Raw genomic sequence first — 26,206 nt, 5'->3', positions numbered from 1 at the left:
CAGCACGGCCGGAGCAGGGTGGGGCTGCGCTCGTGCCGCGAGCGAACGCGCGATCCTGCTCGTCAAGGTGCCGAGTTCCCGGGCTGCGGCGTCGAGGCCCGCGGCCATCGCCGCGAGGCCTTGTCCGCGCCGCGAAGATTTTGCGAAGGGCAGTCCGGGCGCGCTGGTCAGTCAATTCAGCGTTCAATTGCTCGGCCTCGGACAGATCACCTGGCGTCTTGCTGCGATCGCTACTGACGGAATTCGTTGGTCAACTCCCCGATGCCGTCGATGGCGATGGTGACCGTATTGACCGGCTCCTTCATCACGCCGACGCCGATCGATGTCCCGCAACAGATCAGATCACCCGCCAGCAGCGTCATGTCGTGCGAGATCTTGCTGACCAGCTCCTGCGCACTGAAGATCATGTCCGCGATCGGGTAGTTCTGCCGCTCGACGCCGTTGAGGATGGTGCGGACGACGAGGTTTGCGGGATCGACGCCGACCGCAATGGCGGGACCGAACGGGCCGTAGCCATCGAAGCCCTTGGCCCGCGCCCATTGCGGGAAGGTTGGATCGCGATTGAGAATATCAGCGGCAGTGACGTCGTTGGTGCAGGTGTAACCGAAGATGTAGCCGTCCGCTTCTTCCGGAGCGACGGCAGTGCAGGTCTTGCCGATAACAATGCCGAGTTCGCCTTCGTAGGTCGTCTTGCCGCCGTAGCTTGGCGGACGGTTGATGACGGCGCCGGGCGCGGTGACGCTGGTCAGAGCCTTCAACAGGTACAACGGCTCGGGCGGCTCAGGCGATTTCAGCTTCGCGGCGAGCGCATGAAAATTGTTCCACAGCGCGATGATCTTGCTCGGCTGTGCCGGCGCGAGCAGTTCTACGTCATCAAGGGCAAGCGTCTGGCCGGTCGGACGCGTATCGCCGAACATCTCGCCGGTGTGGACGGATATGCCGGATGGCGTGAGTTGACCGAAACCGGTTTCGGCATCATGGCGGAAGCGGACCCAGCGCGTGACAGCGGCCATCTGCGTTACGCCACCTCGAGCGATTTGGCTTCGGAGGCGCCGGCGATGCCGTCATAGAGGCCCGCCAGCCTGGTGCGCTGCGCGACCAGGGCCAAAACCGCATCGAGGGCAGGGGTCGCAATCCCGGTCATCCGGCCCATCTCCTGGACCACGGTGATCAGCGGATCGATCTCGACCGGACGTCCGCGCTCGAGATCCTGCAGCATCGAGGTCTTGTGCGCGCCGACCTTGCGCGCGCCCTCGATGCGGCGTTCGACATCGACGCGGAACTTGACGCCGAGGCTCTCCGCGATGGTCTGGGCTTCGAGCATGATGGCGCGCGACAGCGCACGAGTGCCGGGATTGGTGCAGATCACGTCAAGCGTGGCGTGGGTCAGCGCGCTGATCGGATTGAAGCAGACATTGCCCCACAATTTGAGCCAGATCTCGTCGCGAATGCGGTCGAGCACCGGCGCCTTCATGCCGGCTGCCGTGAACAGGCGGGACAGGCTTTCGACGTCGGGCGTCATCTCGCCGGAGGGCTCACCAAGCGGAAAATTGTTGCCGTAGACGTGACGGATCACGCCGGGGGCTTCGATCTCCGTGGCCGGATAGACCACGCAGCCGATAGCGCGCTCGGGGCCAAGCTCGCGCCACTGCCGGCCGCCGGGATCGATGCTCTCGAGCGTCGATCCTTCGTGGCGTCCGCCATGCTTGTAGAAATACCAATAGGGAATGCCGTTGACTGCGGTGACGATGCGGGTGTGCCGGCCGAGCAGCGGCTGCATGCGCTCGATGACGGCGGTGATCGAATGCGCCTTGAGGCAGATGATGACGACGTCCTGCTCGCCGAGTTCAGCGGGATCGTCGGTGCAGCGCGGATGCACCACGCGCTCCTCGGCGCCGATCAGGAGTTTGAGCCCGTTCTGCCGCATCGCTGCGAGATGAGCGCCGCGTGCCACCAGGCTGACATCGGCCCCCGCGCGCATGAATTCGACCCCGAGATAACCGCCGATCGCGCCGGCGCCGTAGATGCAGATCCTCATGAAATCCTCGCAAGCAGGTGAAGACACAGCACGGGCACGCCGGCCCGAACCGAGGTGTGGCGATGGCGTTGGAAAGGCCGCTCAAGCCGCCGTGCCGGCGGCGTGCTCGAAGGCAAGCGCGATGTCCCGCATGCTGACGACGCCGACGAGCCGGCCGTTGTCGATCACAGGGACATGACGCATGCGGTGACGGTTGATGAGACGCTCGACATCGGTGAGTGCATCCTGCGAATTGCAGGACACGAGCGGCCGCGGCGAGATGAACTGCGCGACCTTCATGGCAAGGCCGCTGATGCCGCGCTCGGCGATGACGGCAACGACGTCCCGCTCGCAGAACATTCCGGCCACGGGTGCATCCTTGCTGCGCGAGGCCTTCCTGACCACGAGCGCGTCGGCGTTGCTCGCGTACATCAGGTTTGCCGCGATGCTGACGGTCTCGTTCGAACCGATCGTCACCAAATGTGGGCTGGAGTTGCGAAGGATGTCTCCGACGTACATCGCGGCGTTCTCCCGGTCGGGTGAGGGTAGCTATGATAATGGTGGTATACATTATCCCAGAAGTCAAACAAAAGAATCGACCAGATATTCGAAAGAAATGGCACCTATGCTGACATATTTGCGACGCTGGATGCCTTGACTTCCAAGCTAACTGGCATGCCAAATGCCAAATCTAGGTGGCTTCGCCGCGAGCAATTCCGCTCTGAAGCGCAACTGGTTAGGGGCATGTCGTGATGAAACGAGAGCCGATCCGGCGCAGGCCGTCCGACCCCGATCTTCGCGCACAGCCGGACCCCGACGCGCGCGATGGCGGCGTACAATCCGTCGATCGCGCGCTGCAGATCATGGAGACCCTCGCAGAGGATGACGAAGGCTATCGGCTGACCGATCTTGCGATCCGCACCGGCCTGTCGCCGTCGACTGTTCATCGGCTGCTGACGACGCTCGAAAACCGCAGGTTCGTGCAGTTCGACCGCGAGGAATCCAAATGGCACATCGGCGCGCAAAGTTTTGTGGTCGGCTCGACCTTCATGCGCCGGCGGAATTTTGCAGCGCGGGCATTGCCCTATCTGCGCAAGCTGCGTGACCAGACCAGGGAAACCGCCAATCTTGCCGTGGTCGACGATGAATCCATCATCATCGTGTCCCGCATCGAAAGCCGCGAGATCATGCGTTCGGTGACCAAGGTGGGCGGACGCGTCGCGATGATCGCGTCGGGACTGGGTAAGGCGGTGCTCGCCGCCTATTCCGATGCCGACGTCAATGCGATCATCCGCCGTCAGGGCATGCCGCGCCTGACGGAAAAGTCGATCATACGGCCCGGCGAACTGTTCAAGGAATTGGAGACGGTGCGGCGCCAGGGTTATGCGGTGGACGATGAAGAGGCGCGGCTTGGCCTGCGTTGCGTGGCCGCGGTGGTGTTCAACGATTGCAGCGAGCCGTTTGCCGCGATTTCCGTCTCGGGCATGGCGGACCGGATGATGCATGAGCGCCTGCCGGAGATCGGCGCTGTCGTGCACCGCATTGCGGCCGAGCTCACGGCCGAGCTCCGCGGCAACAGCCTTGCGCAGCAGGAACCGGCGTGACGCCCGTTGCGTCTCTCGCTGCGCAACGATTTCCATTTTTCTGCCGACGCTAATCGATTGGAGACATACAGAAAATCGCGAACGCTGCCACAGCGCGGAAAATTGTAGCGACGGCGTTGAGATCGACGCGCGCGCACCGGATGATCCTGCCAAGCCAACTCGTAGCGAAGTGGGATCATCAGATGAAGATGCGAGCAGTCGATGCAGCGGTGCGCATTCTCGAACGCGAAGGCATCACGTGTGCCTTCGGCGTTCCCGGCGCGGCGATCAACCCGCTTTATTCTGCCTTGAAGCGGAACGGTTCGATCAGGCACATCCTGGCGCGGCACGTCGAAGGCGCCTCGCACATGGCCGAAGGCTACACGCGGGCCACGGCGGGCAATATCGGCGTCTGCATCGGCACATCGGGACCCGCCGGAACCGACATGATCACCGGCCTCTATTCGGCGATCGCCGATTCGATTCCGATCCTCTGCATCACCGGGCAGGCGCCGCGGGCGCGGCTCTACAAGGAGGATTTCCAGGCCGTCGACATCGAAGCGATCGCCAAGCCGGTGACGAAATGGGCCGTCACCGTGCGCGAGCCGGCGCTGGTGCCGCGCGTATTCAGCCAGGCGTTCCACATCATGCGGTCGGGACGGCCGGGACCGGTCCTCATCGATCTTCCGCTCGACGTGCAACTGGCCGAAATCGAGTTCGACGACGAGACCTATGCGCCGCTGGCGGTCTACAAGCCGGCGGCGACGCGCAAGCAGATCGAGAAGGCGCTCGAGATGCTCAATGCCGCGGAGCGGCCGCTGATCGTCGCCGGCGGCGGCGTCGTCAATGCCGATGCGTCCGAGCTGCTGGTTGCCTTCGCGGAGGCTGTCAACGTTCCCGTGGTCCCGACGTTGATGGCATGGGGCGCCATTCCCGACGATCACGCGCTGATGGCGGGCATGGTGGGCCTGCAGACCAGCCATCGCTACGCCAACGCCACGATGCTGGACTCCGATTTCGTCCTTGGCATCGGCAATCGCTGGGCCAACCGCCATACCGGCTCGATCGAGACCTACACCAGGGGCCGCAAGTTCGTTCATGTCGACATCGAGCCGACGCAGATCGGCCGCGTCTTCAATCCGGATCTCGGCATCGTGTCGGACGCGAAGGCGGCGCTGGAATTGTTCGTGAGTGTCGCCAAGGAGTGGCGCAAGTCGGGCAAGCTGCGCGACCGGCAGGCCTGGCCCGCCGCCTGCCGCGACCGCAAGCGCACGATGCTGCGCAAGAGCCACTTCGACAACATCCCGATCAAGCCGCAGCGCGTCTATGAGGAGATGAACAAGGCGTTCGGCCGCGACACCTGTTACGTGACCGTGATCGGATTGTCGCAGATCGCCGGAGCCCAGTTCCTCAACGTCTATCGTCCGCGCAACTGGATCAATGCCGGGCAGGCCGGTCCACTCGGCTGGACGTTGCCGGCCGCACTTGGTGTGCGTGCCGCCGATCCCGACCGGGACATCGTCGCACTCTCGGGTGACTACGACTTCCAGTTCCTGATCGAGGAGCTCGCGGTCGGGGCGCAGTTCAATCTGCCCTACATCCACGTCGTCGTGAACAACTCGTATCTCGGCTTGATCCGGCAGGCGCAGCGCGGCTTCGACATGGACTACAACGTCCAGCTTTCGTTCGAGAACATCAACGCACCCGAACTCGGCGTCTACGGCGTCGACCATGTGGCCGTCGCCGAAGGACTGGGCTGCAAGGCGATCCGGGTCACCGATCCGAACGACGCCCAGGCAGCGTTCGCGGCCGCGCGCGAGCTGATGGCCAAGCACCGGGTGCCCGTGGTGGTCGAGTTCATTCTCGAGCGGGTCACCAACATCGCGATGGGGACGGAGATCGACAACATCGTCGAATTCGAGGAGGTGCTCGACCTGCCGCTCGATGACATGCCGAGCGCGCAACGATCCGGCACGCTGCTGCCGGCCTGACGCGATCCTTTTGCACTGCTTCAAGCGGAGACATCACCCATGCCGCAATTTGCCGCCAATCTCACCATGCTTTTCAACGAGCTGCCGTTCATTGACCGCTTCGCGGCCGCCAAGGCCGCCGGCTTCAGTGCGGTCGAATATCTGTTCCCCTACGACTACGACAAGGCGCAGCTGTGCGAGGAGCTGGCGCGCTGTGACCTGACCCAGGTGCTGCACAACCTTCCTGCCGGCAACTGGGCCGCTGGCGAGCGCGGCATCGCGATCCTGCGCGATCGCGTCGACGAGTTCCGCGATGGCGTGGCGCGCGCCATCGACTATGCCAAGGCGTTGGACTGCCGGCAGCTCAATTGCCTGGTCGGCATCGCGCCCGCGGGGACGGACAGGGCGGACCTCAACGAGGTGCTCGTCTCCAATCTGCGCTATGCCGCCGGCAGGCTTTCCGAGCACGGCATCAAGCTGCTGATCGAGCCGATCAACACGCTGGATATTCCGGGCTTCTTCCTGAGCGGAACGGAGCAAGCGGTGCAGCTGATCTCCGAGGTGCGCTCGCCCAATTTGTTCATCCAGTACGACATCTATCACATGCAGATCATGGAGGGTGACATCGCACGAACCGTGCAGAAGCATCTCGACCGCATCGCGCATGTGCAGCTCGCCGACAATCCGGGCCGCCACGAGCCTGGCACTGGCGAGATCAATTATTCCTATTTGTTCAAGCACCTCGACAGCATCGGTTATCGCGGCTGGATCGGCTGCGAATACAAGCCGCGCACCACCACGGTCGAGAGCCTCGGCTGGCACGCCGCGCATACGTTCGAGACCTGAAGTCAGCCGACGGGAGAGGCAAAATGAAAGACATTGGATTCATCGGGCTGGGCACCATGGGACGCCCGATGGCCGCGCACATCCTAGCGGCCGGTTACCGTGTGTTCCTGCACGACGTCGCGGCGCTGCCGCCGGAATTGGTTGCCGCCGGCGGGATTGCCTGCGACTCCGCGAAGCAGGTCGCGGAGGAGGCCGATGCCGTCATCATCATGGTGCCGGATACGCCGCATGTGGAGGCGGTGCTGTTCGGAAGGAATGGCGTCGCGGAGGGCGTCTCCAAGGGCATGATCGTGGTCGACATGTCCTCGATCTCGCCGCTGGCGACCAAGGAGTTCGCGCGGAAGATCGAGGCGCTCGGGGCCGACTATCTCGACGCGCCGGTCTCGGGTGGCGAGGTCGGCGCCAAGGCCGCGAGCCTGACCATCATGGTCGGCGGCAAGGAGCGGGCGTTCGGCGCAATGAAGCCGGTGTTCGACACGATGGGCAAAAACGTCACCCATGTCGGCGGCAATGGCGACGGCCAGACCACCAAGGTCGCCAACCAGATCATCGTGGCGCTGACCATCGAGGCGGTGAGCGAGGCCCTGCTGTTCGCGTCGAAGGCCGGCGCCGATCCGGCGCTGGTGCGCCAGGCCTTGATGGGCGGCTTTGCGTCGTCGCGGATCCTCGAAGTGCACGGCGAGAGGATGTTGAAGCGCAATTTCGATCCGGGTTTCCGCATCGAGCTGCATCAGAAGGATCTCAACCTCGCGCTGGAGGGCGCGCGGGCGCTCGGGCTGTCGCTGCCCGGCACCGCCGCCGCGCAGCAGCTGTTCAACGCCTGCACCGCCCTCGGCGGCAAGGCGTGGGATCACTCCGGCATCTTGCGGGCGCTGGAGGTGATGGCCGGCCACGAGGTGGCGGCGGCGTGAGGCGGCAAGGCTGCCGCTAAAGCATGATCCGGAAAACTGCGAAGCGGTTTTCACTCGCGACAAACGCGGGACGCGTTTGCGCGGAGATCAAGCTCAAACAAAGAGCTAAAGCGCGATGACGATTCAACCAAATCTCATCGCGCTTTAAGGTAGGATTGGTGGTACCAGCATCGCACAACAACCGACATCGGTGGTCCCTGCTTTCGCAGGGACGACGCGGACTGTGGGTTGGCATCGCGTGAACAACGCGGTGTCATCACCCGCGCACACGGTCATCCAGTATTTCAGAGACGCCCGACGCCGCGATCCGCAGGGGCGGGTGGTTCGGCATCAAGCCGCCGCCCGCTTCTTTTTCCGGGCCTTGGCGGGTTGAGCCTCTTCCTGTTCGTCGTCGTTGGGGGCTGCACCGTCCGACATGGCGAGCAGATTGTGCTTCATGGCGAGCAGCGCATCGGAGGCGGCCTCGAGCTGCTTGCGATCGATGCCGTTGACGATCTGGGCGTTGAACTTGTCGGTTTCCTTGCGCAGCTTCTCCAGGAAGCCGCGCGCCTGCTTGGTGACATAGACGCGCTTGACGCGGCGGTCGACCGGATCGGCCTGGCGCAGCACGAAACCGGAAGCCTCGAGCCGGTCAATCAGGGCGCCGACGGCGACCTTGCCGACATCGAGCTCATTGGCGAGCTGGGTCTGGGGCAGGCCGTCCTTGCGCGAGATGAACGCCAGCACCCACCATTGCGAACGGGTGATGCCGAGCGGCGCCAGGGCGCGGTCGAACATCATGCGCCTGAGCCGCGATACGTCATGGATCAGGTATCCGAGCCGCAGATCCCAATCGGGCTGATCGACCATGCTGTTTCCTTTTGAAGCCCGAGTCGGGGGCGGTTCAGCAATACCATACACCAGCGTATTTTAAAGGGAAGGTCGTCGAATGAACGGAACGCCTTGAGCCGGTGGCATCGGGTGATTTACAGAATAAGTACGCTAGTGTATTAATACGGATATAGGCGCCGCTACCTGCCGGCGAGCCGGCGGCCAATTTCAGCCATCAGGGAAGGAAGCCTTCGATGTTCGACGCTGCCGTGCTCAAGGGAAAGCGTATCCTGGTCACCGGCGGAGGGACCGGGCTCGGCAAGGAGATGGCAGTCGGCTTTGCCGCCCATGGCGCCCAGGTCTACATCTGCGGACGGCGCAAGGAGGTTCTGGATCAAGCCGCGCAGGAAATTCGCTCGCGCTCGGGAGGACAGGCGTCGGCATTGCTCGCCAATGTGCGCGACCCCGACGGCATCGAAGCGATGATGGATCGCATCTGGGCCGACGGACCGTTGACCGGACTCGTCAACAATGCCGGCGCGAATTTCCTGGCGCCGACCGAAAGCCTGTCGCCGCGCGGCTACGAGGCGGTCCGCTCGACGGTGATGGACGGCTCGTTCTACGCCTCGCTGGCCTGCGGCAAGCGCTGGATCGCTGCTGATCTGCCGGGGGTCATCATCAGCAATCTGGTGACCTGGGTGTGGACCGGGTCGGCCTATGTGGTGCCGGCGGCGATGGCGAAGGCGGCCGTGCACGCCATGACGATGTCGCTCGCGGTGGAGTGGGGACCGAAGAATATCCGCGTCAATGCGATTGCGCCCGGGCCGTTTCCGACCGAGGGCGCTTGGGACAAGCTCAATCCGCTGGCAGAGACCGGCGTCGGTGCGACGCAAGCCGATGAAGTGCCGCTCCGGCGTTTCGGCAAGATGGACGAGCTGCGCAATCTCTTGATCTTCCTGATGTCGGATGGCTGCAGCTACATCACGGGCGACACGATCAGCATCGACGGCGGTCACCACCTGGCCGCGCCGAGCACGTTCGCCGGACTCTCGAAGCTTTCGCCGGCCGACTGGCAACGGGCGCGCGAGGCCATTCAGGCCTCGGTGCAGAAAGAAAAGCAGGCGCGGTCGATCTGAGGAGGGAGCCGATGGGACTGGCTACAGCGACCAAGAGTTTTGAATGCACGATCGACGGCGGACTTGCGTTCGGCGCCATCAAGCGGCTGTTCTCGCAAACCAATGACCGGTCCTTCGAAAGTCAGCTCGAGGAGGAGGCGCAGACGCTGGCCGCGATTTCGCGAACCGCGGATGCCCAAGAGGGCGTCAGGGCCTTCGTCGAGAGCGGAAGCCGGTGTTCTCGGGGAAATGACCGGCGACGCGGCGGGGAAGCGACAATCTGACCATTGGCAGTCAATCGTACTCTGCAATAACGTACACACGTGAACGAAAATAACCGGCACCAAGCTGGACGCGCACGACACCACCAGGAGGGAAAGATGATCACGGCCGCCGCCATGCGCGACACCTCTCACGCGAATTTTCGGGAAGCCGGTTATTGGCTCGACAAGACCGTCGACCAGTTGCTGACGGAGGCGGTTGCCAGAGCGCCCGACAAGGTCGCGATTGTCGCCGACCGTGCCGATCGCGAGCAGGGGCCGCGCATTACCTATAGGGAGCTGAACGATCTGGCCGACCGGGCGGCGAGCTCGCTGCTGCAGCTCGGCGTCAGCAGCGGCGATGTCGTCACCGTGCAATTGCCCAACTGGTGGGAGTTCGTCGTCACCGCCTTTGCATGCAGCAAGATCGGTGCGGTGATGAACCCGGTGATGCCGATCCTGCGCGAGCGCGAGCTGCTCTATATCCTGAACTTCTGTCAGGCCAAGGTTTTCATCGTGCCGAAGAGCTATCGCGGATTCGATTACGCCGCGATGGCGGAGGGCATGCGCTCCGAGCTGCCGCATCTCAAGCACGTCATTGTCGCGGATGGCGAGGGCGAAACCGGCTTCGAACAGGTGATGCTGTCGTCGGAGCCGGCAAAGCTTCCGCCTGGGCTGCGTCCTGATGATGTGGCCGTGCTGATGTTCACATCGGGCACGACCGGCGAGCCCAAGGGCGTCATGCACACCTCGAATTCGCTGATTGCCTGCTGCAAGGCGCTGTCCGGCCGGTTCGGACTTGATAGCAGCGACGTGCTGCTGGTGGCTTCGCCGGTCGGCCACATGACGGGTTATGCCGCCATCGTCCTGCTTTCGGTCTATCTGGGCGGCACCATGATCCTGCAGGACGTCTGGGAAGCCAAGCGCGGCGTCGGCCTGATGGCGCGCGAAGGCGTCACCTACACTGCGGCGTCGACGCCGTTCCTCGCAGATATCTGCGAGGCCGTGAAGGGCGGCGCGCCGCAGCCGACGAGCCTGCGCTCCTTCCTGTGCGGCGGCGCGCCGATCCCGTCGGTGCTGATCGAGCGCGCGGCCGATGAGCTCGGCCCGAAGGTCTGCTCGCTCTGGGGCATGACGGAAGTGCTGTCCGGCACGCTGACCGAGCCGGCGCGCGCTGCGGAGAAATCGGCCAGCACGGACGGTCGCTCGCTCGAGGGAATGGAAGTCAGGATCGCAGATGCGGACGGTAGGCCGCTGCCGGCAGGCGAGCCGGGGCGACTGCTGGTGCGCGGTGCCCAGATGTTCAAAGGCTATTATAGGCGGCCGGAGCTGCAAACCTTCGACGGCGACGGCTGGTTCGATTCCGGCGACCTCGCCTATATGGACGCGGACGGCTACATCCGCATCTCCGGCCGGGTGAAGGACATCCTGATCCGCGGCGGCGAGAATGTGCCGGTCGTCGAGATCGAGAACCTGCTCTACAAGCATCCCGCCGTCGCCGCGGTCGCGGTCGTCGGATTTCCGGATGCCCGGCTCGGCGAGCGCGGCTGTGCATTCATCGTGCCGCGCAGCGGAAGCACGATCGACTTGGCGGCCGTGCAGGCCTATCTGGCCGAGGCGCGGATGGCGAAGCAGTTCTGGCCCGAGCGCGTCGAACTGGTGGCCGAGCTGCCGCGCACGGCGAGCGGCAAGATCCAGAAGTTCAAGCTGCGCGAGATCGCCGCGGCGTTCGCCGGCGCAGGCTAGGATTCACTGATCGGAGTAGATCGGATCGCGTCGCTCGCGAAACGCGGCGACGGCTTCCGCGTGATCATGCGTCTCAAGCAGGATGACCTGCTGGCGGTCCTCGATCATCAGCGCGGCATCGAGGCTCGGCGCGTCGATCAGCGTGTTGAGCGCCTGCTTGGTCATGCGCAGTCCCATCGGCGATACGCGGAGCATCTCCTGCGCAAATTCCATCCCCTTCGCGGGGAGATCTTCGGCGGGCACGATGTCGCTCACCAGCCCGATCGCCTTGGCGCGCTCGGCCTTGAGGAAGCGTCCGGTCAGCAGGAATTCGGAGGCGGCCGAAAGGCCGATCAGACGCGGCAGCAGATAGCCCGACCCCATGTCGCAGCCGCCGACGCCGATCCGGATATAGGCGGCGTTCATCCGCGCATCCGGCGCGGCAAAGCGGACGTCGCAGGCGAGCAGGAAAGAAAAGCCCGCGCCGCAGGCTGCGCCGTGGGCGAGACCGATGATCGGCTGCGGACAGGACCGCATCAAGCGGATCACGCCGGAGTAGTTCTGCTGCATCTTGAGCTGGCGCTGTGGCCGGCCCTTGCCGGGGGCGGCGAATGCGTCCGAGCCGAGCTCGGCGCCGGCGGAGAAATGCGGCCCGTTGCCGCGCAGAACGACGACGCGCGTTGTGGTCCGCTCGTGCAATGCGGAGAAATAGGCGGTCAGTTCCGCGATCATGTCGGGAGAGACGGCGTTGAGCTCGGCGGGCCGGTTCAATGTCAGGATATCGATCGCGCCGTTCGTCTCGATCGTGATGGTGTTCGGTTGCGTCACGTCTCGCTCCCATCATTCATTGTCGTTGCCTGAAGATAGTAATAAAGTGTACGATCATCGGGCGCAATGCTCGCTGACGGCCTCCTCTGTCCGAAAGCGCGGGCGGCAATGATGTTACAAGCGCTAGGGAGCCAGGCAGATGCCATACCAGTCGGTGTTCAGGCCGGATTTGTTCAGGGGACAGACCATCATCGTGACCGGCGGCGGCAGCGGGATCGGGCGCTGCACCGCGCATGAGCTGGCAGCGCTCGGCGCCAATGTCGCGATCCTCGGGCGGACGATCGAGAAGCTCGTCGAGGTACAGCACGAGATCGAGGAGGATGGCGGGCAGGCGATGAGTCACGTCTGCGACATCCGCGATGAGACCATGGTCGCCACCGCCGTCGATGCGGTGCTGGCGCGTTACGGCCGGATCGACGGCCTTGTCAACAACGCCGGGGGGCAGTTTCGCGCACCGTTGAAGGCGATCTCGACCAAGGGATTCGAGGCCGTGGTTCGCAACAATCTGACCGGCGGCTTCATCTTCATGCGCGAGGTCTATAACCGCTGGATGGAGGCCAATGGCGGCGTCATCGTGAATATCATCGCCGACATCTGGCACGGCTGGCCGGAGTTCGGCCATTCGGCCGCGGCGCGCGGCGGCATGTTGACCCTGACCGAGACGGCGGCCTGCGAATGGTCGGCGTCGGGCGTGCGGGTCAATGCGGTGGCGCCCGGCGGCATCGTCTCGAGCGGCTTCGACACCTATACGCCGGAGATGCAGAAGAAGCTGCACGACTTCACCGAGCGCGTACCGCTGCAGCGGTTCGGGACGGAAGCCGAGATCTCGGCCGCGATCGCCTATCTGTTGTCGCCGGCGGCGGCCTATATCACCGGCTCCTGCCTTCGCGTCGACGGAGGAACGCCGAATGCCCGCACCACCTGGAAGCTCGAACCGCACAGCCGCAGCGTGCCGTTCGAGGGCTTCCACCGCGTGAAGCTGCCGGAGGTGATGAAGCGCAAGGCCAGCGCATAGCGCGCGGTGCCTAAAGCGCGATGAGGTTCGGTTGAATCGTCATCGCGCTTTAGCTCTTTGTTTGAGCATGATCTTTTCGGAAAGCCGCTTCGCACTTTTTCCGATCATGCTCTAGTCCACCGCGATGATCAGCTTGCCGTGGTTCTCGCCGCGGTAGAGCCGGGCGATCGCGCCCGGCGCGTGGTCGAGGCCGGGCAGGATCTCCTCGTCGTGCACGATCTTGCCGGCAAGGGCCAGCTCGGCGAGCTGCGCCGCTGCCGTCTCGAACTCGGCGAGGTGATCGAAGATGATGAAGCCCGACCACCGCAAGCGGCGGGTGAGGATTTCGCGTTCGGGCCGCGGCCCGGTCGGCGTGGGAGTCCAGGATGCGTTCGCGGCCGTGCCGCACTGGATCACGCGACCGCGCAATCGCATGGTGCGGATGGCGGCGTCGGCGATCATCCCGCCGGTATTGTCGAAGAAGATGTCATTGCCGTCAGGACAAGCCGCCCGGATCGCCGCGCCGAGGTCGGCCACGTCGCGATAATTGATCATCTCCCGGTAGCCGTAGCGCGCTTTCGCCAAGGCGGCCTTCTCGCCCGAGCTGGTCAGGCCGACCGCACGGCAGCCGGCGATGGTCGCGAGCTGGCCGACGAAGCTTCCGACGCTGCCGGCGGCCGTCGACACCAGCACATGCTCGCCGGGCTTGGGGTCACCGAGGCCGTGAAAGGCGAGATAGGCGGTGATGCCGTTCATGCCGAGCACGCTGAGATTGGCGCTGAGCGGCAGACGCGAAGGCGTGACGCGGCGCAGCACCGCCTCTGGCGTCGTCACGCAATAACGCTGCCAGCCGAACCAGCCGTAGACGTGTTCGCCGGCACGATAGCCGGCAACATTGCTTTCCAGGATTTCGCCGACCGCAAGGGAGCGCATCGGGGTATCGAGCGGCACCGGCGCGCTGTAGTTCCCTTCGTCATTGGCCCATCCGCGCTGGGCCGGATCGACGGAAAGGTAACGGTTCTGGATCAGGATCTCGCCGTCGCCGGGAGCGGCGACGGGCTCCGTCACGACCGAGAAGTGTTCCGCCTGCGGGATGCCGCGCGGCCGCGCCGTGAGCCGGACCTCTCGATTTTCGCGAGCGGACATCAGCGATCCTCATAATTAGTACGCTTGTGTACGATATGAGTATACGGTAGAAAATCGGCGGGAGACAAGGACATCCGGACGGTATCGCCGTCCGCGACCCTGCAACAGATCGTAAAGAGGCAAAGCCATGGCGGGGCTCTATTTCGAGCAGTTTTCGGTCGGACAAACCTTTGTCCATGAGATCAGGCGCACGGTGACGGACATGGACAACATCCTGTTCTCGTCGCTGACCTATAATCCCGCGGCTGTGCATATCGATCACGAATATGCAAAGGGCACCGAATTCGGGAAGCCCCTGATGAATTCGATCTTCACGCTCGGCCTGATCATCGGCCTGTCGGTGCAGGACACGACGCTGGGGACCACCGTCGGCAATCTCGGCATGGAGGACACCCGGTTTCCGAAGCCGGTGTTCGCCGGTGACACGCTGCGTGCCGAGACCAAGGTCGTTGCGGTGCGTGAGAGCAAGTCGCGGCCGACGCAGGGCATCGTGACCTTCGAGCATCGCGGCTTCAACCAGCATAACGAAGAGGTGATGTATTGCCGCCGCAACGGGCTGATGATGCGGAGGCCGGCATGAAACTGCGCTCGCTTCTGTTCGTGCCGGCCGACAGCGAACGCAAATTCGCCAAGGCCGACGGCATCGGCGCCGACGCCCTGATCCTCGATCTCGAGGATTCGGTGGCACCCCGCCGCAAGGCCTTCGCGCGTGACGCCGTGAAGAACCTGCTCGGCGGCGGTCCGAGGAACTGGTCGTTCCTGGTCCGGATCAATCCGTTCGGCACCGGGCTGACGCTGGAAGATTTGGCGGCCGTGGTTCGTCCTGGGCTGGATGGGCTTCTGTTGCCCAAGGTCAACGGGATCGAGGATGTCGATCTCATCTCGCATTATGTCGATGTGCTCGAGGTCGCCAACGGCGTTCCTGCCGGTCATGTCAAGCTGCTGACGGTCGCAACCGAAACGCCGGCCGCGATGATCGGCTTCAGCGGCTATGCACGGAGGAACAAGCGGCTGGTCGGAGTGACCTGGGGCGGTGAGGATCTGAGCGCGGCGCTCGGCGCGCTCACGCCGCGCGAAGCCGACGGAAGCTGGACCTTTCCATATCAGGTGGCGCGTGCGCAGTGCCTGTTCGCGGCCGGTGCCGCCGGCGCGGCGGCGCTCGAAACCTTGTACGTCGATTTCAGGGACCAGCAGGGGCTGGCGGACAGCTGCAAGATCGCCCGGCGCGACGGCTTCGTCGGCCGCATCGCGATCCATCCGGATCAGGTCGCGACCATCAACGCCTGCTTCACGCCATCGGATGAGGATCTCGCGCATGCGCGGCGCGTCGTTGCCGCGTTCGCGGCCGCACCCGATGTCGGCACGGTCGGGATCGACGGCAAGATGTACGACATTCCGCATCTGGTCGCCGCAAGGCGAACGCTGGCGTCGGTCGGGGAGGGCAGCGCGAATGGATAGGTCCTTTGCCAACCAGCTCGATGTGCCCGAGGACTACGCCGCCATTCGCGAGGGGGTTCGTGCGGTCGTCTCCCGGTTCGACGACGAGTACTGGCTGGCCCGCGACGATGATGGCGAATTCCCGCGTGAATTCCATCGCGCGATGGCGGACGCCGGCTGGCTCGGCATCACGATGCCGGAGGAATATGGCGGCGCGGGCCTCGGCGTGACCGAAGCCGCGATCATGATGCACGAGGTCGCAAGCCATGGCGGCGGAATGACGTCGGCATCCGCGGTGCACATCAATCTGTTCGGGCCGCATCCGATCGTGGTGAAGGGCACCGACGAGCAGAAGCGGCGCTGGGTGCCGCGGCTGGTGTCCGGCGAGGATCAATGCTGCTTTGGCTTCACCGAGCCGGATGCCGGGCTCAACACCACACGGATCAAGACCTTCGCCGAGAAGGTGCCGGGCGGCTATCTCGTCCATGGCCAGAAGGTCTGGACGTCGACGGCGCAAATCGCCAACAAGATCATGCTGCTGACGCGGACCACCAAATTCGAGGACTGCAAGCGGCCGACCGACGGCATCACCATCTTCTACACCGACCTCGACCGCTCGAAGATCGAGGTGCGCCGCATTCCGAAGATGGGACGCAAGGCGGTGGATTCCAACGCCATCTTCATCGATGGCCTGTTCATTCCGGAAGCCGACCGGATCGGCGAGGAGGGCAAGGGCTTCTCCTATATCCTGCACAGCCTCAATCCCGAACGGATCCTGATCGCGGTCGAGGCGATCGGCATCGGGCAGGACGCGTTGCGCCGCGCGACGCGCTATGCCAGGGAGCGCGTGGTGTTCGACCGCCCGATCGGGCAGAACCAGGCGATCCAGCATCCGCTCGCCGAGAAGTGGATGTATCTGGAGTCAGCCTGGCTGATGGCGATGCGCGCGGCCTGGCTCTACGACTCCGATCGACCGTGCGGCGCCGAAGCCAACAGCGCCAAGCTGCTCGGCGCCCGGGCGGGGCACGATGCGGCGTGGCAGGCGATCATGACCCACGGCGGCTTCGGGTACGCCAAGGAGTATCACGTCGAGCGGTTGTTCCGCGAGGTCTCGATCACCCGTCTGGCCCCGATCACCGAACAGCTGATCCTCAGCTTCATCGCCGAGAAGGTGCTCGATCTGCCGAAGAGCTACTGACGTGCAGCAAGGCGCGGGCGCACAAGCGGCCCACATCAGAGGTTGCGCGAGATCAGCTCCCGCATGATCTCCGACGTGCCGCCGTAGATGCGCAGCACCCGCGCATCGGCAAACAGCCGGCAGATCTCGTACTCGCGCATGAAACCGTAGCCACCGAAGAACTGCAGGCACTGGTCGACCAGGCGTCCGTGCATCTCGGTGGTCCAGAGCTTCGCGGTCGACGCGCCATACGTCGTGAGCTCGCCGCGGATATGCTGGGCCAGGCACTGGTCGACATAGGCCCAGCCGACCTGCAGGTCCGACTTCAGATCGGCCAGCTTGAAGCGGGTGTTCTGGAACGTTCCGATCGCCTGGCCGAAAGCCTTGCGCTCCAGCACATAGGCCTTGGTGATGTCGAACGCTTTCTGCGCCGCCGCGATCGAGTGGAGCGCGATCGTCAGCCGCTCCTGCGGCAGCTCGCTCATCAGCGCGCCCATCGCGCCGCCCTCGGAGCCCAGCAGGTTGCCGACGGGAACGCGGACCTGGTCGAAGAACAGCTCCGATGTATCGGCGGAGAGGTGGCCGAGCTTATCGAGGTTGCGGCCATGCCGGAAGCCGGGACGGTCGGTCTCGACCAGGATCAGGCTCATGCCGCGTGATCCGCCATCCGGATTGGTGCGGGTGACCGCGATGACGAGGTCGCACATCTGGCCGTTGCTGATGAAGGTCTTCTGCCCCGAAATGACGTATTCGTCGCCGTCGCGGACCGCGCGGGTGCGGATGCCCTGCAGATCGCTGCCGGTGCCGGGCTCGGTCATCGCGATCGCGCAGACGGTCTGGCCGGCGATCATGCGCGGCAGCCATTTCTTCTTCTGCTCCTCGGTGCCGTAGCTCAAGAGGTAGCCGCAGCAGACGTCGTTATGCACCGAGAAGTCGGTCGCGGGGCCGGCGAAGCCGGAATAGGCGAGCTCCTCGATGATGACGGCGTTGTGGCGGAAATCGCCGCCGATGCCGCCATACTGCTCCGGCACCTGCGGGCAGAGCAGGCCGGCTTCACCGGCTGCCGGCCACAGCGCGCGGTCGATAATCCCCGCGTTCTCCCATGCCAGGAAGCGCGGTTCGATCTTCGCAGCGGCGAAGCGGCGGACGCTGTCGCGCAGCATGGCGTGCTCTTCGTCGTAGACCGGGCGATTTGGCAGCATGTCCGTCGAACCGTCTGTTGGAATTAGAATGCGACCTTGTCGCCGCCCTTGAGCTGGAGGATATCGCGTGCCTCCTCGGGGCTCGCGATCTCGAGGCCGAGGCCTTCGATGATCTTGCGCACCTGCGTCACCTGCGCCGCATTGGTCTCGGCGAGACGGCCGGCGCCGATCCACAGGCTGTCCTCGAGGCCAACCCGGGCATGGCCGCCCATCGATGCCGCCATCGCCGCCACTTGCATCTGGGCGCGGCCGGCCCCGAGCACGGACCAGCGATAATTGTCGCCGAACAGGCGATCGGCGGTCCGCTTCATGTGCATGACATCGTCCGGATGCGAGCCGATGCCGCCGAGCAGGCCGAAGCAGGTCTGGATGAACAGCGGCGCCTTCACCGTCCCTTCGGTCCAGAAGTAGTGCAGATTATAGAGATGGCTGGTGTCGTAGCATTCGAACTCGTAGCGCGTGCCGGTGCCGTTGAGCGTCTCCAGCGCGTAGCGGATATCCTTGAAGGAGTTGCGGAAGACGAGATCGTGGGAGCCCTCCAGCATCTGCGGCTCCCAGTCGTGCTTGAACGACTTGTAGCGCTTCAGCATCGGGAACAGGCCGAAATTCATCGAGCCCATGTTGAGGCTCGCGACCTCCGGCTTCCAGATCGCCGCCGGACGGACGCGCTCCTCCACGGTCATGTAGGGCGATCCGCCGGTGGTCAGATTGACCACGACGTTCGAACTCTGCTTGATGACGCGGAGAAAAGGCTCGAACGCCTCCGGCGATTGATCAGGACGGCCGTCGTCGGGATTGCGCGCGTGCAGATGCACGATCGCGGCCCCCGCCGCCGCGGCGCCAAGCGCGGACTCGGCGATCTCCGCCGCCGTCACCGGCAGATGCGGCGACATCGAGGGCGTGTGGATCGATCCGGTGACCGCGCAGGAGATGATGACCTTGTGAGGCGCCATGGCTTGATCTTCGTGGCCCGTGATCAGCGCGCGAATTTGTGGAAGTCCGGATCGCGCTTCTCGTTGAACGCGGCGACGCCTTCCTTGGATTCCGCGGTGTCGTAGAACAGCTTGACGGCGTGAAGCGCAAAATTGCTGATGCCGCGGATGTTGTCGGAATCGGCATTGAAGGAGCGCTTGGCGAGCGCGATCGCGGTCGGCGAGCGCTGGGCCAGCTTGTCGGTCCAATCCTTCACGGCAGCGTCGAGCTGCGCCATCGGGACGACCTTGTTGACGAGGCCCATCTCGCGCGCCTGCTCGGCGGTATAGCGCTCGTTGAGGAACCAGATCTCGCGCGCCTTCTTGTCGCCGACGTGCCGCGCCAGGAACGCTGTGCCCCAACCGGCATCGACCGAGCCGACCTTAGGACCGACCTGGCCGAACTGGGCATGCTCTGCCGCGATCGTCAGGTCGCATAGCGTAGCGAGCACGTTGCCGCCGCCGATCGCAAAGCCGTTGACGCGGGCGATCACCGGCTTGGGGACGTCGCGGATCAGGCCCTGAATCTCGTCGATGGGAAGGCCGACCACGCCGCGGCCGTCATACTGCCCCTCATGCGCGGACTGATCGCCGCCGGTGCAGAACGCCTTTTCGCCGGCGCCGGTCAGCACGATGCTTGCGACATTGCGATCGTTGCCGGCGAGCTGGAAGGCCCAGATCATCTCGTCCAGCGTGCGCGCGCGGAACGCGTTGTAGACCTTCGGCCGGTTGATGATGATCCAGGCGGCGCGGTCGCGGACTTCATAGATGATATCGGTGAATTGCTTGGGATCGGTCATGGCGTTTCCTTCCGCTGATCAGATCATGTTCATTCCGCCGGAGACGGAAATGGTTTGTCCGGTGATGAATTTGCCGTCGTCGGAGGCGAGCATCGCAACGATCCCGCCGTAATCGTCTGGCTCGCCCATCCGCTTGAGCGGAATGCCGCGCACCATGGCATCCTTCCACTTCACGGCATGCTCGCCTTCGCCGAGTACCGCCGCCATCATCGGCGTGTTGGTCGGCCCGGGGCACACGGCGTTGCACAGCACGTTCTTGCGTGCCAGCTCCCGCGCCAGCGACTTGGTGAAGGAGATCAGGCCGCCTTTGCAGGCCGAATAGACCGCCTCGTCGCTGGTGCCGACCCGCGCCGCGTCGGAGGCGATATTGACGATGCGGCCACCGCCGCGCTCGGCCATCAGCGGCGCGATCGCCTTGTGGGTGTTGAGCGGTCCGTAGAGATTGATCCGGATGATCTTGTCCCAGAGCTCCCTGTCGGTCTTCAGGAACGGCATCGGGCGGTCCCAGCCGGCATTATTGACCAAGAGCCAGATCGGGCCGAGCTCGCCTTCGACCTTGGCGACGGCGGCCTCGACCGAGGCGGCATCGCCGACGTCGACCGCATAGGTCCTGATGATGGCCTGCGGCGCGAGTCTTGCGGTCTCTTCGCCGCCCTGCGGATTGATGTCGAAGATCGCGACCTTGCAGCCTTCCTCGGCCAGCCGCAGCGTCAATCCCCGTCCGATGCCCTGTCCGCCGCCGGTCACGACGGCAACCTTTCCCGATAGGCCCTTCAACGCTGATCTCCCTTGTCGTTTGTCGTTTTCTTCCTTGGTCCTCGACGGTCAGAAGGAGAGAGGGGCTATGTGGCCGACCCGTTCTTCTGAATGTCGAAGCCGCGCTGTGAATACATCTGCCGAGCGATGATCGTCTTCATGATCTCGATCGATCCCCCGGCGATCTTCACCACTCGCGCATCGGCATAAGCCCGTGCGATCGGATATTCCCACATATAGCCCCAACCGCCGAACAGTTGCAGGCACTCGTCTACCGTCTCGCAATGCAGCTCCGAGGTGAACATCTTGGCCATCGCGGCGTCCACCGGATCGAGCTTGCCGTCCATGAACAGGGCAATGCATTTGTCGGTGAAGACACGCGCGACAGTCGCCTTAGTCTTCAACTCGGCGAGCTTGAACTGGGTGTTCTGGAAGCCGGCGAGCTTCTGGCCGAACGCACTCCGCTCTGCGGTATATTGCAGCGTCCAGTCGATCACGGTTTCGGTGACCGTGGCCGACCGGATCGCCTGAGCAAGGCGTTCCTGCGAGAGCTTGGTCATCATCTGGGCAAAGCCCCTGCCTTCCGCGCCCAGCATATTGCTGGCGGGAATGCGGACATTGTCGAAGAACAGCTCGGAGGTGTCTTGCGCCCGCATGCCGAGCTTTTCCAGATTCCGGCCGCGCTTGAAGCCGGGCCTGTTGCTTTCGACGATGAACAGGGTGACGCCCTTGGCGCCGGCCTGGCTGTCGGTCTTGGTCGCCAGCACGATGAAGTCGCAGAGCTGGCCGTTGGAGATGAAGACCTTCTGGCCGTTGATGACGAATTCGTCGCCGTCGCGGGCGGCTTTGGTGCGGATCGCCTTGAGGTCGCTGCCGGCATGAGGTTCCGTCATGCCGAGCGAGCCGATCGCCTCGCCCGACACCATCTTCGGCAGCCATTTGCGCTTCTGCGCCTCGCTGCCGAACGACAGGAGATAGGTGGCGACGAGATCGGTGTGGATCAGGAAGCCCGGGCCGCTCGCGCCGGCCCGCCAGAGTTCCTCGAACACGACGACGTCGAACAGGTAATCGAGCCCCATGCCGCCATATTGCTCGGGGACGGTGCAGCACAGCAGGCCGGCGGCGCCCGCCTTCAGCCACAGCTCCCGCGGCACGATGCCGTCCTCTTCCCACTGGGCGTGGAACGGCACGATCTCGTGGTCGACGAAGCGACGCACCGTCTGCCGGAAAATTTCATGCTCTTCACGAAAGATCGTGCGCTCGATCATTGTCAAAACGCGTCCCGCCTGATTTAGTTTGCTAGTGTACAGTATTCTGATTGGGTATACAACTCGAACCGGGATCAGCGCAAGCGAGATCGTACACCAATGAACCTTAATCGAGGAGGCAAGAATGCCGAGCGGACCGGAACTGAAGCAGTTTCGCATGGAGCTGGCGGGAAACGGCGTCCTGCACCTGGTCTTCGATATGCCGGATCGTTCGATGAACGTGTTCTCGAACGCCGCGATCGAAGAGCTCGGTATGTTTGCGGACTGGCTCAGGCAAAGCGACGTGGCCGGTGTCGTCATCAGCTCCGGCAAATCCTCGGCGTTTTGCGCCGGCGCTGATCTGGCCGAGCTGGAGACGGCCTATGACATGATCATGGCGGCGGCGCCGGAAGACCGCGATCGTCTTGCCTTCGACCACTTCTTTCGGCTGAGCCACGGTTTGCGCAGGCTCGAGACCGCCGGCAAGCCGATTGCCGCGGCGGTCGCCGGCCTCGCGCTGGGCGGCGGCTGTGAATTCGCGCTCGCGGCCCATCACAGGGTGCTCGCCGACCAGCCGCAGGCGACATTCGGCTTGCCGGAGTCGCTGGTCGGATTGTTGCCGGGTGGCGGCGGAACGCAGCGGCTACCGCGCCTGATCGGCATTGAGGCCGCGCTTCCGGTGCTGCTCGACGGCGCACGGCTCAATGGCAAGGCGGCGATCGCCGCGGGTCTCGCGCATGAGCTGGTGGCGCCGGGCGAGGAGGTGGCCGCGGCAGAACGTTGGATTCTGTCGCGTCCCGCGGCCGCCCAGCCCTGGGATCGGCCGGATTGGCGGGCGGCGACCGCCCGGCAGATCGCGGCAGAGTTCGGCGCCCGTCGAAGCAAGATGCTCGCCGACACGCTCGGGCATTATCCGGCGCCGCTGGCGATCCTCGATTGCGTCGAGCAGGGCCTGCCGCAGGACTTCGACACCGCGATCCGGACCGAGATGCGGATCTTCGCAAAGCTGATCCAGCGCCGGGAGCCGCGCAATATGATCAGGACGCTGTTCCTCGGCAGGCTCGACTACGAGCGCCTGAAGAAGAAGGGTCTCGATCCCAAGGTCGTGCAGGCCGCAGGCGCGGTTTCAGCCGTGCTGGCTGCCCAGGCCGAGCACGGTGAGGAGCTCTCCGAGGCCTTTGCCCGGGCGGGCTTTGGCTGCGACGGGCAGCGCAAGGCGAGTTTTGACGGCTGGATCGCAGGCGGCGTCTATTGGCATGACGATGAGCCGGAGAGCTGGGGCAAGGAACTGCTGCGTGCGCGTCTCGCGGCCGCGGATGCCGCCGCAGCGCGCTGGCGCTACGAGCTCGACGAGTCGGAGCGGCGCGCCGCCGACTACGTCCTGGTCACGCAGCTGGGATTTCCGGCCTATCTCGGCGGCCTGTTTGCCGTCGCGCTCACCTGATCGTGCAGCAAGGGAGAGACTGTCGTGTCAAGACCGCTCGATGGCATCAGGGTTCTCGATCTTTCGAAGGTCCTGGCCGGTCCGCTCTGCGCGCAATATCTCGGCGACCTCGGTGCCGAGGTCATCAAGGTCGAAGCGGTGGGGCAGGGAGACGAGACGCGGGGATGGCCGCCGTTTCCCGCGCCCGGCCTCGGCACCGTCTTTCTGAGCGCCAATCGCAACAAGCGCAGCATTGCGATCAACATGAAGTCGGACAAGGGACGCAGGCTCGTGCACACGCTCGCAAGATCCGCCGACGTCGCCATCGAGAGCTTTGGTACCGGTGTCGCCGAGCGGCTGGGTATCGATGCCGCAACGCTTTGCGCACTCAATCATCGGCTGGTCCATTGCAGCATCTCCGGTTTCGGCCGGACCGGTCCGCTGAAGAACTCGCCGGGCTATGACGTGATCCTGCAGGCCTTCGGCGGCATCATGTCGATGACCGGCGACGAGGGCGGCGGCTATATCCGCAGCCCGATCTCGCCGATCGACCAGATGACGGGCGTGCATGCCTTCAGCGGCATCCTCGCCAGCCTGCTTGCACGGCAGAAGTCGGGCAAGGGCGGGGCGATCCAGGTGTCGCTGTTCGATACGGCGCTTGGGCTGCTCGGCTACAACCTGCAAACCTATTGGCAGCGCGGAACACAGCCGGCCAAATGCGGCTCCAGCCACGAGTCGCTCTGTCCCTATCAGGCATTCGAAGCTTCCGACGGACCGATCATGATCGGCGTGGCCAACGACAATCTTTGGCGCAAGTTCTGCGTGATCGCGGGACTCGGCGCGATCGTGGACGACCCAAAATTCCGGACCAATGCCGACCGGGTCAAACACCGCGCCGAAACGCTGCATCACGTGCAGGCGACGATCGCGACGCGGACGGTTGCGGATTGGAACGAGGCGCTGAACGCAGCCGGCATTCCCTGCTCGCTGATCAATACGCTCGCGCAACTGCTGGACCATCCGCATACCAGGGCGGACACGCTGATCATGCAATATGACCATCCGGCCGCGGGCCGCCTGAACTGCGTCGGCCACCCCGTGACGTTCGTCGGCGAGGAGCGGGACCCGGGGTTGCCCCCGCCGATGCTCGGCCAGCATACGGATGACGTTCTGAAAGAGATGGGTTTGACCAACGCGGCCATCGCGGACCTGCGCCGCGATGCCGTCATCAGCTGAGCCGCAGCGCGTGTGTTTCCGTGAGCGGTTGACGTTGTGCCCTCTCCCCTTGTGGGAGAGAGCTGCATAGCCACGGACTCGCTTGGGTGAGGGGTTTGGCCCCACAAAAGAATAATCCTACTGCGGAGACACACCCCTCATCCAGCGCTGTGCGCCACCTGCTCCCGCAAGGGGAGAAGGTACTTTTTAGGCCACCGTGAAGAACGGCAGTGGTGCGCCGTCGGTTGGCTTCCACAACCTTCACCCTCGGACTGATTTTGATCTTCTCCAGGTCGCAACCGACGATGTTGGTCGGCAGCGACGGCCCTTCTCGCGCGGGGTACAGACCTGCCGGAGGGAGCGCTATTCCTCGAGCAGCTTCCAGGACGTTTTCTCGAAGATCGCCATCCGCAGCGTGCGGTAGGGGGCGTAATTCTCTCTGGAATTGGAGAGCTCGATTCCCGGCAGCAGCATGCCGACCCGCTCCTTGCTGAAGCTCGTCGCCTGCGCCAGCAAGTTCTCGCGCGTCAGATTGTCGCCGCATCGCTGCAGGCCCTTCGCGATCGCCTGGGCATTGATGTAGCCGGACAGCGCGATGAAATCGTTCGGGCTGTCGTTCGGCGCCCACTTCTTCATGAAGGCGATGTAGTCCTTCACCTCCTCGTCGTCGGCCCAGGCCGGATCGCCGGCCTGCTTGGCGAACTGGGTCGTGTAGGCGCCTTGAACAGTCTCAAGCCCGGCCGGCATCAGGACGCCCTGGATCGAGTTGACGGGACTGGCCAGGAACTGCGCCGGCTTCCAGTTCAGTTCGTTCGACTTCTTGATCGCCTGCGCGGCGAACTTCGGCGTCGCAAAGTAGACGATCGTGTCGGCGCCGGACGCTTTGAGCTTCAGGACCTCGGAGTCGATGGTCGGATAACTCAGTTCGTACGGCGCCTCGGCCACGATCTTTGCCGTGCCGTCGGCGCCCAGACCCGACTTGAAGCCTGTCAGGTAGTCCTTGCCGTAGTCGTCATTCTGATAGAGCACCGCGACCTTCGCATTCGGCAATTTCCTGGCGATGAACTTGCCGAAGGTCGCGCCCTCCATCTCGAACGGCGGATAGAACGGCACCGTCCAGGGGAAATTCTGCGGGTCGTTGAAGCGGCGGCCGCCGGCCGAGATGAAGACCTGCGGCACCTTGTTCTGGTTCAGGTATTTCTGGACGGCCACGTTGGGGACGGTGCCGACCGTGCCGACCTCGGCAAGCACGCCGTCGTCGTCGACGAGCTTGCGGGTCTGCTCGATGGCCTTCGGCGGGCTGTACGCATTGTCCAGCGAGATCAGGTTGACCTTCCTGCCGTTGATGCCGCCGCGCTCGTTCAGCATCTGGAAGTAGCCGGTCATGACGCGGCCATAGCTCGCGAAGGCCGATGCGGGGCCGCTGTACGGCACGGTCTGGCCGATCTTGATCTCGGTGTCGGAGACGCCGGGACCGTATTGCTTGTCGGCGGCGCCGGCCGCGCTGCCGAGAATAACGGCGGAAATGCCGACCAGTATCGGAAACCTCATGTTTCTCTCCCTTGTCACTCTAACCATGTTTCTGGCTAATAAGTACATATATATACCATATACTATCAAACGAAAATATCCGGCGGCGCGTCACGGCCGGATTTCAGCTTGCGACGGGGATTGCAATGCATCCGAACTTTTGGGCGATCGCGCCGTGCGGCTAGCCATGCCTTGAACGCGGCCCGGATTGTGCTACAGATGGTACATAAGCGTACTAATTAT

At 64.1% G+C, this 26,206-nt stretch carries 24 protein-coding genes and 1 pseudogene; 12 read left to right on the top strand and 13 right to left on the bottom strand.

Annotation, left to right across the window (positions count from 1 at the left end):
* Nucleotides 1-230: 230 nt before the first annotated feature.
* The 3 genes from J6500_RS05630 to J6500_RS05620 all read right to left on the bottom strand — a co-directional run bounded on the left by J6500_RS05630 (nucleotide 231) and on the right by J6500_RS05620 (nucleotide 2,536).
* Nucleotides 231-1,013 carry a fumarylacetoacetate hydrolase family protein gene (locus J6500_RS05630; protein ID WP_225711678.1) on the bottom strand — a complete coding sequence of 261 codons (783 nt, stop codon included), beginning with the start codon at nucleotides 1,011-1,013 and terminating at the stop codon, nucleotides 231-233.
* A gap of 5 nt (nucleotides 1,014-1,018) precedes the next feature.
* The gene (locus J6500_RS05625) at nucleotides 1,019-2,038 is read right to left on the bottom strand and encodes a 2-dehydropantoate 2-reductase (protein ID WP_225711677.1); all 1,020 of its coding nucleotides are present in this window, start codon (nucleotides 2,036-2,038) and stop codon (nucleotides 1,019-1,021) included.
* Nucleotides 2,039-2,119: 81 nt separating this feature from the next.
* A complete protein-coding gene (locus J6500_RS05620; protein WP_225711676.1) occupies nucleotides 2,120-2,536 on the bottom strand; it encodes a CBS domain-containing protein in 417 nt (138 codons plus the stop codon).
* Between the two features lie 233 nt (nucleotides 2,537-2,769).
* Between J6500_RS05620 and J6500_RS05615 the strand changes: the two genes are divergently transcribed.
* From J6500_RS05615 to J6500_RS05600, 4 genes are all read left to right on the top strand, one after another.
* Nucleotides 2,770-3,621: an IclR family transcriptional regulator gene (locus J6500_RS05615; protein WP_225711675.1), complete on the top strand. Its 852-nt coding sequence runs from the start codon at nucleotides 2,770-2,772 to the stop codon at nucleotides 3,619-3,621.
* Nucleotides 3,622-3,803: 182 nt separating this feature from the next.
* Entirely contained in the window at nucleotides 3,804-5,591 is a 1,788-nt protein-coding gene (gene gcl, locus J6500_RS05610) for a glyoxylate carboligase (RefSeq protein ID WP_225711674.1), read from the top strand.
* 39 nt (nucleotides 5,592-5,630) lie between these two features.
* Entirely contained in the window at nucleotides 5,631-6,416 is a 786-nt protein-coding gene (hyi, locus tag J6500_RS05605; protein WP_225711673.1) for a hydroxypyruvate isomerase, read from the top strand.
* 23 nt (nucleotides 6,417-6,439) lie between these two features.
* Nucleotides 6,440-7,327: a 2-hydroxy-3-oxopropionate reductase gene (locus tag J6500_RS05600; protein WP_225711672.1), complete on the top strand. Its 888-nt coding sequence runs from the start codon at nucleotides 6,440-6,442 to the stop codon at nucleotides 7,325-7,327.
* Between the two features lie 330 nt (nucleotides 7,328-7,657).
* Here J6500_RS05600 and J6500_RS05595 read toward each other — a convergent pair whose 3' ends face one another.
* Nucleotides 7,658-8,176, bottom strand: coding sequence for a MarR family winged helix-turn-helix transcriptional regulator (locus J6500_RS05595; protein ID WP_225711671.1), 519 nt, complete (start codon nucleotides 8,174-8,176; stop codon nucleotides 7,658-7,660).
* A 215-nt stretch (nucleotides 8,177-8,391) separates the two neighbouring features.
* Between J6500_RS05595 and J6500_RS05590 the strand changes: the two genes are divergently transcribed.
* Together J6500_RS05590 and J6500_RS05585 are read left to right on the top strand one after the other, a co-directional pair.
* Nucleotides 8,392-9,273, top strand: coding sequence for an SDR family oxidoreductase (locus J6500_RS05590; protein WP_225711670.1), 882 nt, complete (start codon nucleotides 8,392-8,394; stop codon nucleotides 9,271-9,273).
* A gap of 359 nt (nucleotides 9,274-9,632) precedes the next feature.
* Nucleotides 9,633-11,258: an AMP-binding protein gene (locus J6500_RS05585; RefSeq protein WP_225711669.1), complete on the top strand. Its 1,626-nt coding sequence runs from the start codon at nucleotides 9,633-9,635 to the stop codon at nucleotides 11,256-11,258.
* Between the two features lie 3 nt (nucleotides 11,259-11,261).
* On the opposite strand, the gene J6500_RS05580 is transcribed toward J6500_RS05585, so the two are convergent.
* Entirely contained in the window at nucleotides 11,262-12,065 is an 804-nt protein-coding gene (locus J6500_RS05580; protein ID WP_225711668.1) for an enoyl-CoA hydratase/isomerase family protein, read from the bottom strand.
* 139 nt (nucleotides 12,066-12,204) lie between these two features.
* Between J6500_RS05580 and J6500_RS05575 the strand changes: the two genes are divergently transcribed.
* Nucleotides 12,205-13,080 (top strand): SDR family oxidoreductase, encoded by an 876-nt coding sequence (locus tag J6500_RS05575; protein ID WP_225711667.1) that lies wholly within the window; start codon nucleotides 12,205-12,207, stop codon nucleotides 13,078-13,080.
* A gap of 111 nt (nucleotides 13,081-13,191) precedes the next feature.
* Here J6500_RS05575 and J6500_RS05570 read toward each other — a convergent pair whose 3' ends face one another.
* The gene (locus J6500_RS05570) at nucleotides 13,192-14,205 is read right to left on the bottom strand and encodes an NADP-dependent oxidoreductase (protein WP_225711666.1); all 1,014 of its coding nucleotides are present in this window, start codon (nucleotides 14,203-14,205) and stop codon (nucleotides 13,192-13,194) included.
* A gap of 127 nt (nucleotides 14,206-14,332) precedes the next feature.
* On the opposite strand from J6500_RS05570, the gene J6500_RS05565 reads away from it, so the two are divergent.
* From J6500_RS05565 to J6500_RS05555, 3 genes are read left to right on the top strand one after another with little or no spacing between them, the layout of a single operon-like run.
* Nucleotides 14,333-14,785: a MaoC family dehydratase gene (locus tag J6500_RS05565; protein ID WP_225711665.1), complete on the top strand. Its 453-nt coding sequence runs from the start codon at nucleotides 14,333-14,335 to the stop codon at nucleotides 14,783-14,785.
* On the top strand, nucleotides 14,782-15,663 hold the full coding sequence (locus J6500_RS05560) for an HpcH/HpaI aldolase/citrate lyase family protein (RefSeq protein ID WP_225711664.1): 882 nt from the start codon (nucleotides 14,782-14,784) through the stop codon (nucleotides 15,661-15,663). The genes J6500_RS05565 and J6500_RS05560 overlap by 4 nt, the downstream gene beginning before the upstream one ends.
* On the top strand, nucleotides 15,656-16,840 hold the full coding sequence (locus J6500_RS05555) for an acyl-CoA dehydrogenase family protein (RefSeq protein WP_225711663.1): 1,185 nt from the start codon (nucleotides 15,656-15,658) through the stop codon (nucleotides 16,838-16,840). Before J6500_RS05560 ends, J6500_RS05555 begins: the two co-directional genes overlap by 8 nt.
* Before the next feature lie 35 nt (nucleotides 16,841-16,875).
* Here the strand turns inward: J6500_RS05555 and J6500_RS05550 are convergent, their stop codons facing one another.
* The 5 genes from J6500_RS05550 to J6500_RS05530 form a co-directional block, all read right to left on the bottom strand.
* Nucleotides 16,876-18,021, bottom strand: a complete 1,146-nt coding sequence (locus J6500_RS05550; protein ID WP_225711662.1) for an acyl-CoA dehydrogenase family protein — start codon at nucleotides 18,019-18,021, stop codon at nucleotides 16,876-16,878.
* 23 nt (nucleotides 18,022-18,044) lie between these two features.
* On the bottom strand, nucleotides 18,045-18,974 hold the full coding sequence (gene kce, locus J6500_RS05545; protein ID WP_225711661.1) for a 3,5-dioxohexanoate:acetyl-CoA acetone transferase: 930 nt from the start codon (nucleotides 18,972-18,974) through the stop codon (nucleotides 18,045-18,047).
* A 23-nt stretch (nucleotides 18,975-18,997) separates the two neighbouring features.
* A complete protein-coding gene (locus J6500_RS05540) occupies nucleotides 18,998-19,792 on the bottom strand; it encodes an enoyl-CoA hydratase-related protein (RefSeq protein ID WP_225711660.1) in 795 nt (264 codons plus the stop codon).
* Between the two features lie 18 nt (nucleotides 19,793-19,810).
* Entirely contained in the window at nucleotides 19,811-20,569 is a 759-nt protein-coding gene (locus tag J6500_RS05535; RefSeq protein ID WP_225711659.1) for an SDR family oxidoreductase, read from the bottom strand.
* Nucleotides 20,570-20,634: 65 nt separating this feature from the next.
* Complete coding sequence (locus tag J6500_RS05530) at nucleotides 20,635-21,816, bottom strand: acyl-CoA dehydrogenase family protein (protein WP_225711658.1); 1,182 nt, start codon at nucleotides 21,814-21,816, stop codon at nucleotides 20,635-20,637.
* A gap of 124 nt (nucleotides 21,817-21,940) precedes the next feature.
* Here J6500_RS05530 and J6500_RS05525 point away from each other — a divergent pair, with 124 nt between their 5' ends.
* The gene (locus tag J6500_RS05525; protein WP_225711657.1) at nucleotides 21,941-23,239 is read left to right on the top strand and encodes an enoyl-CoA hydratase-related protein; all 1,299 of its coding nucleotides are present in this window, start codon (nucleotides 21,941-21,943) and stop codon (nucleotides 23,237-23,239) included.
* 24 nt (nucleotides 23,240-23,263) lie between these two features.
* Nucleotides 23,264-24,454: a CaiB/BaiF CoA transferase family protein gene (locus J6500_RS05520; RefSeq protein WP_225711656.1), complete on the top strand. Its 1,191-nt coding sequence runs from the start codon at nucleotides 23,264-23,266 to the stop codon at nucleotides 24,452-24,454.
* A 186-nt stretch (nucleotides 24,455-24,640) separates the two neighbouring features.
* Here the strand turns inward: J6500_RS05520 and J6500_RS32065 are convergent.
* Together J6500_RS32065 and J6500_RS05515 are read right to left on the bottom strand one after the other, a co-directional pair.
* Nucleotides 24,641-24,767, bottom strand: a pseudogene (locus J6500_RS32065) (DNA-binding protein); the annotation flags it as partial.
* Nucleotides 24,768-24,796: 29 nt separating this feature from the next.
* Complete coding sequence (locus J6500_RS05515) at nucleotides 24,797-25,984, bottom strand: ABC transporter substrate-binding protein (RefSeq protein WP_225711655.1); 1,188 nt, start codon at nucleotides 25,982-25,984, stop codon at nucleotides 24,797-24,799.
* Nucleotides 25,985-26,206 lie beyond the last annotated feature (222 nt).

Origin of the sequence: Bradyrhizobium semiaridum, from assembly GCF_020329505.1 — a bacterium.
Taxonomy (GTDB): domain Bacteria; phylum Pseudomonadota; class Alphaproteobacteria; order Rhizobiales; family Xanthobacteraceae; genus Bradyrhizobium; species Bradyrhizobium semiaridum.
The sequence above is the reverse complement of the archived record's forward strand: the minus strand, read 5'-3'. Positions and strand labels throughout refer to the sequence as shown.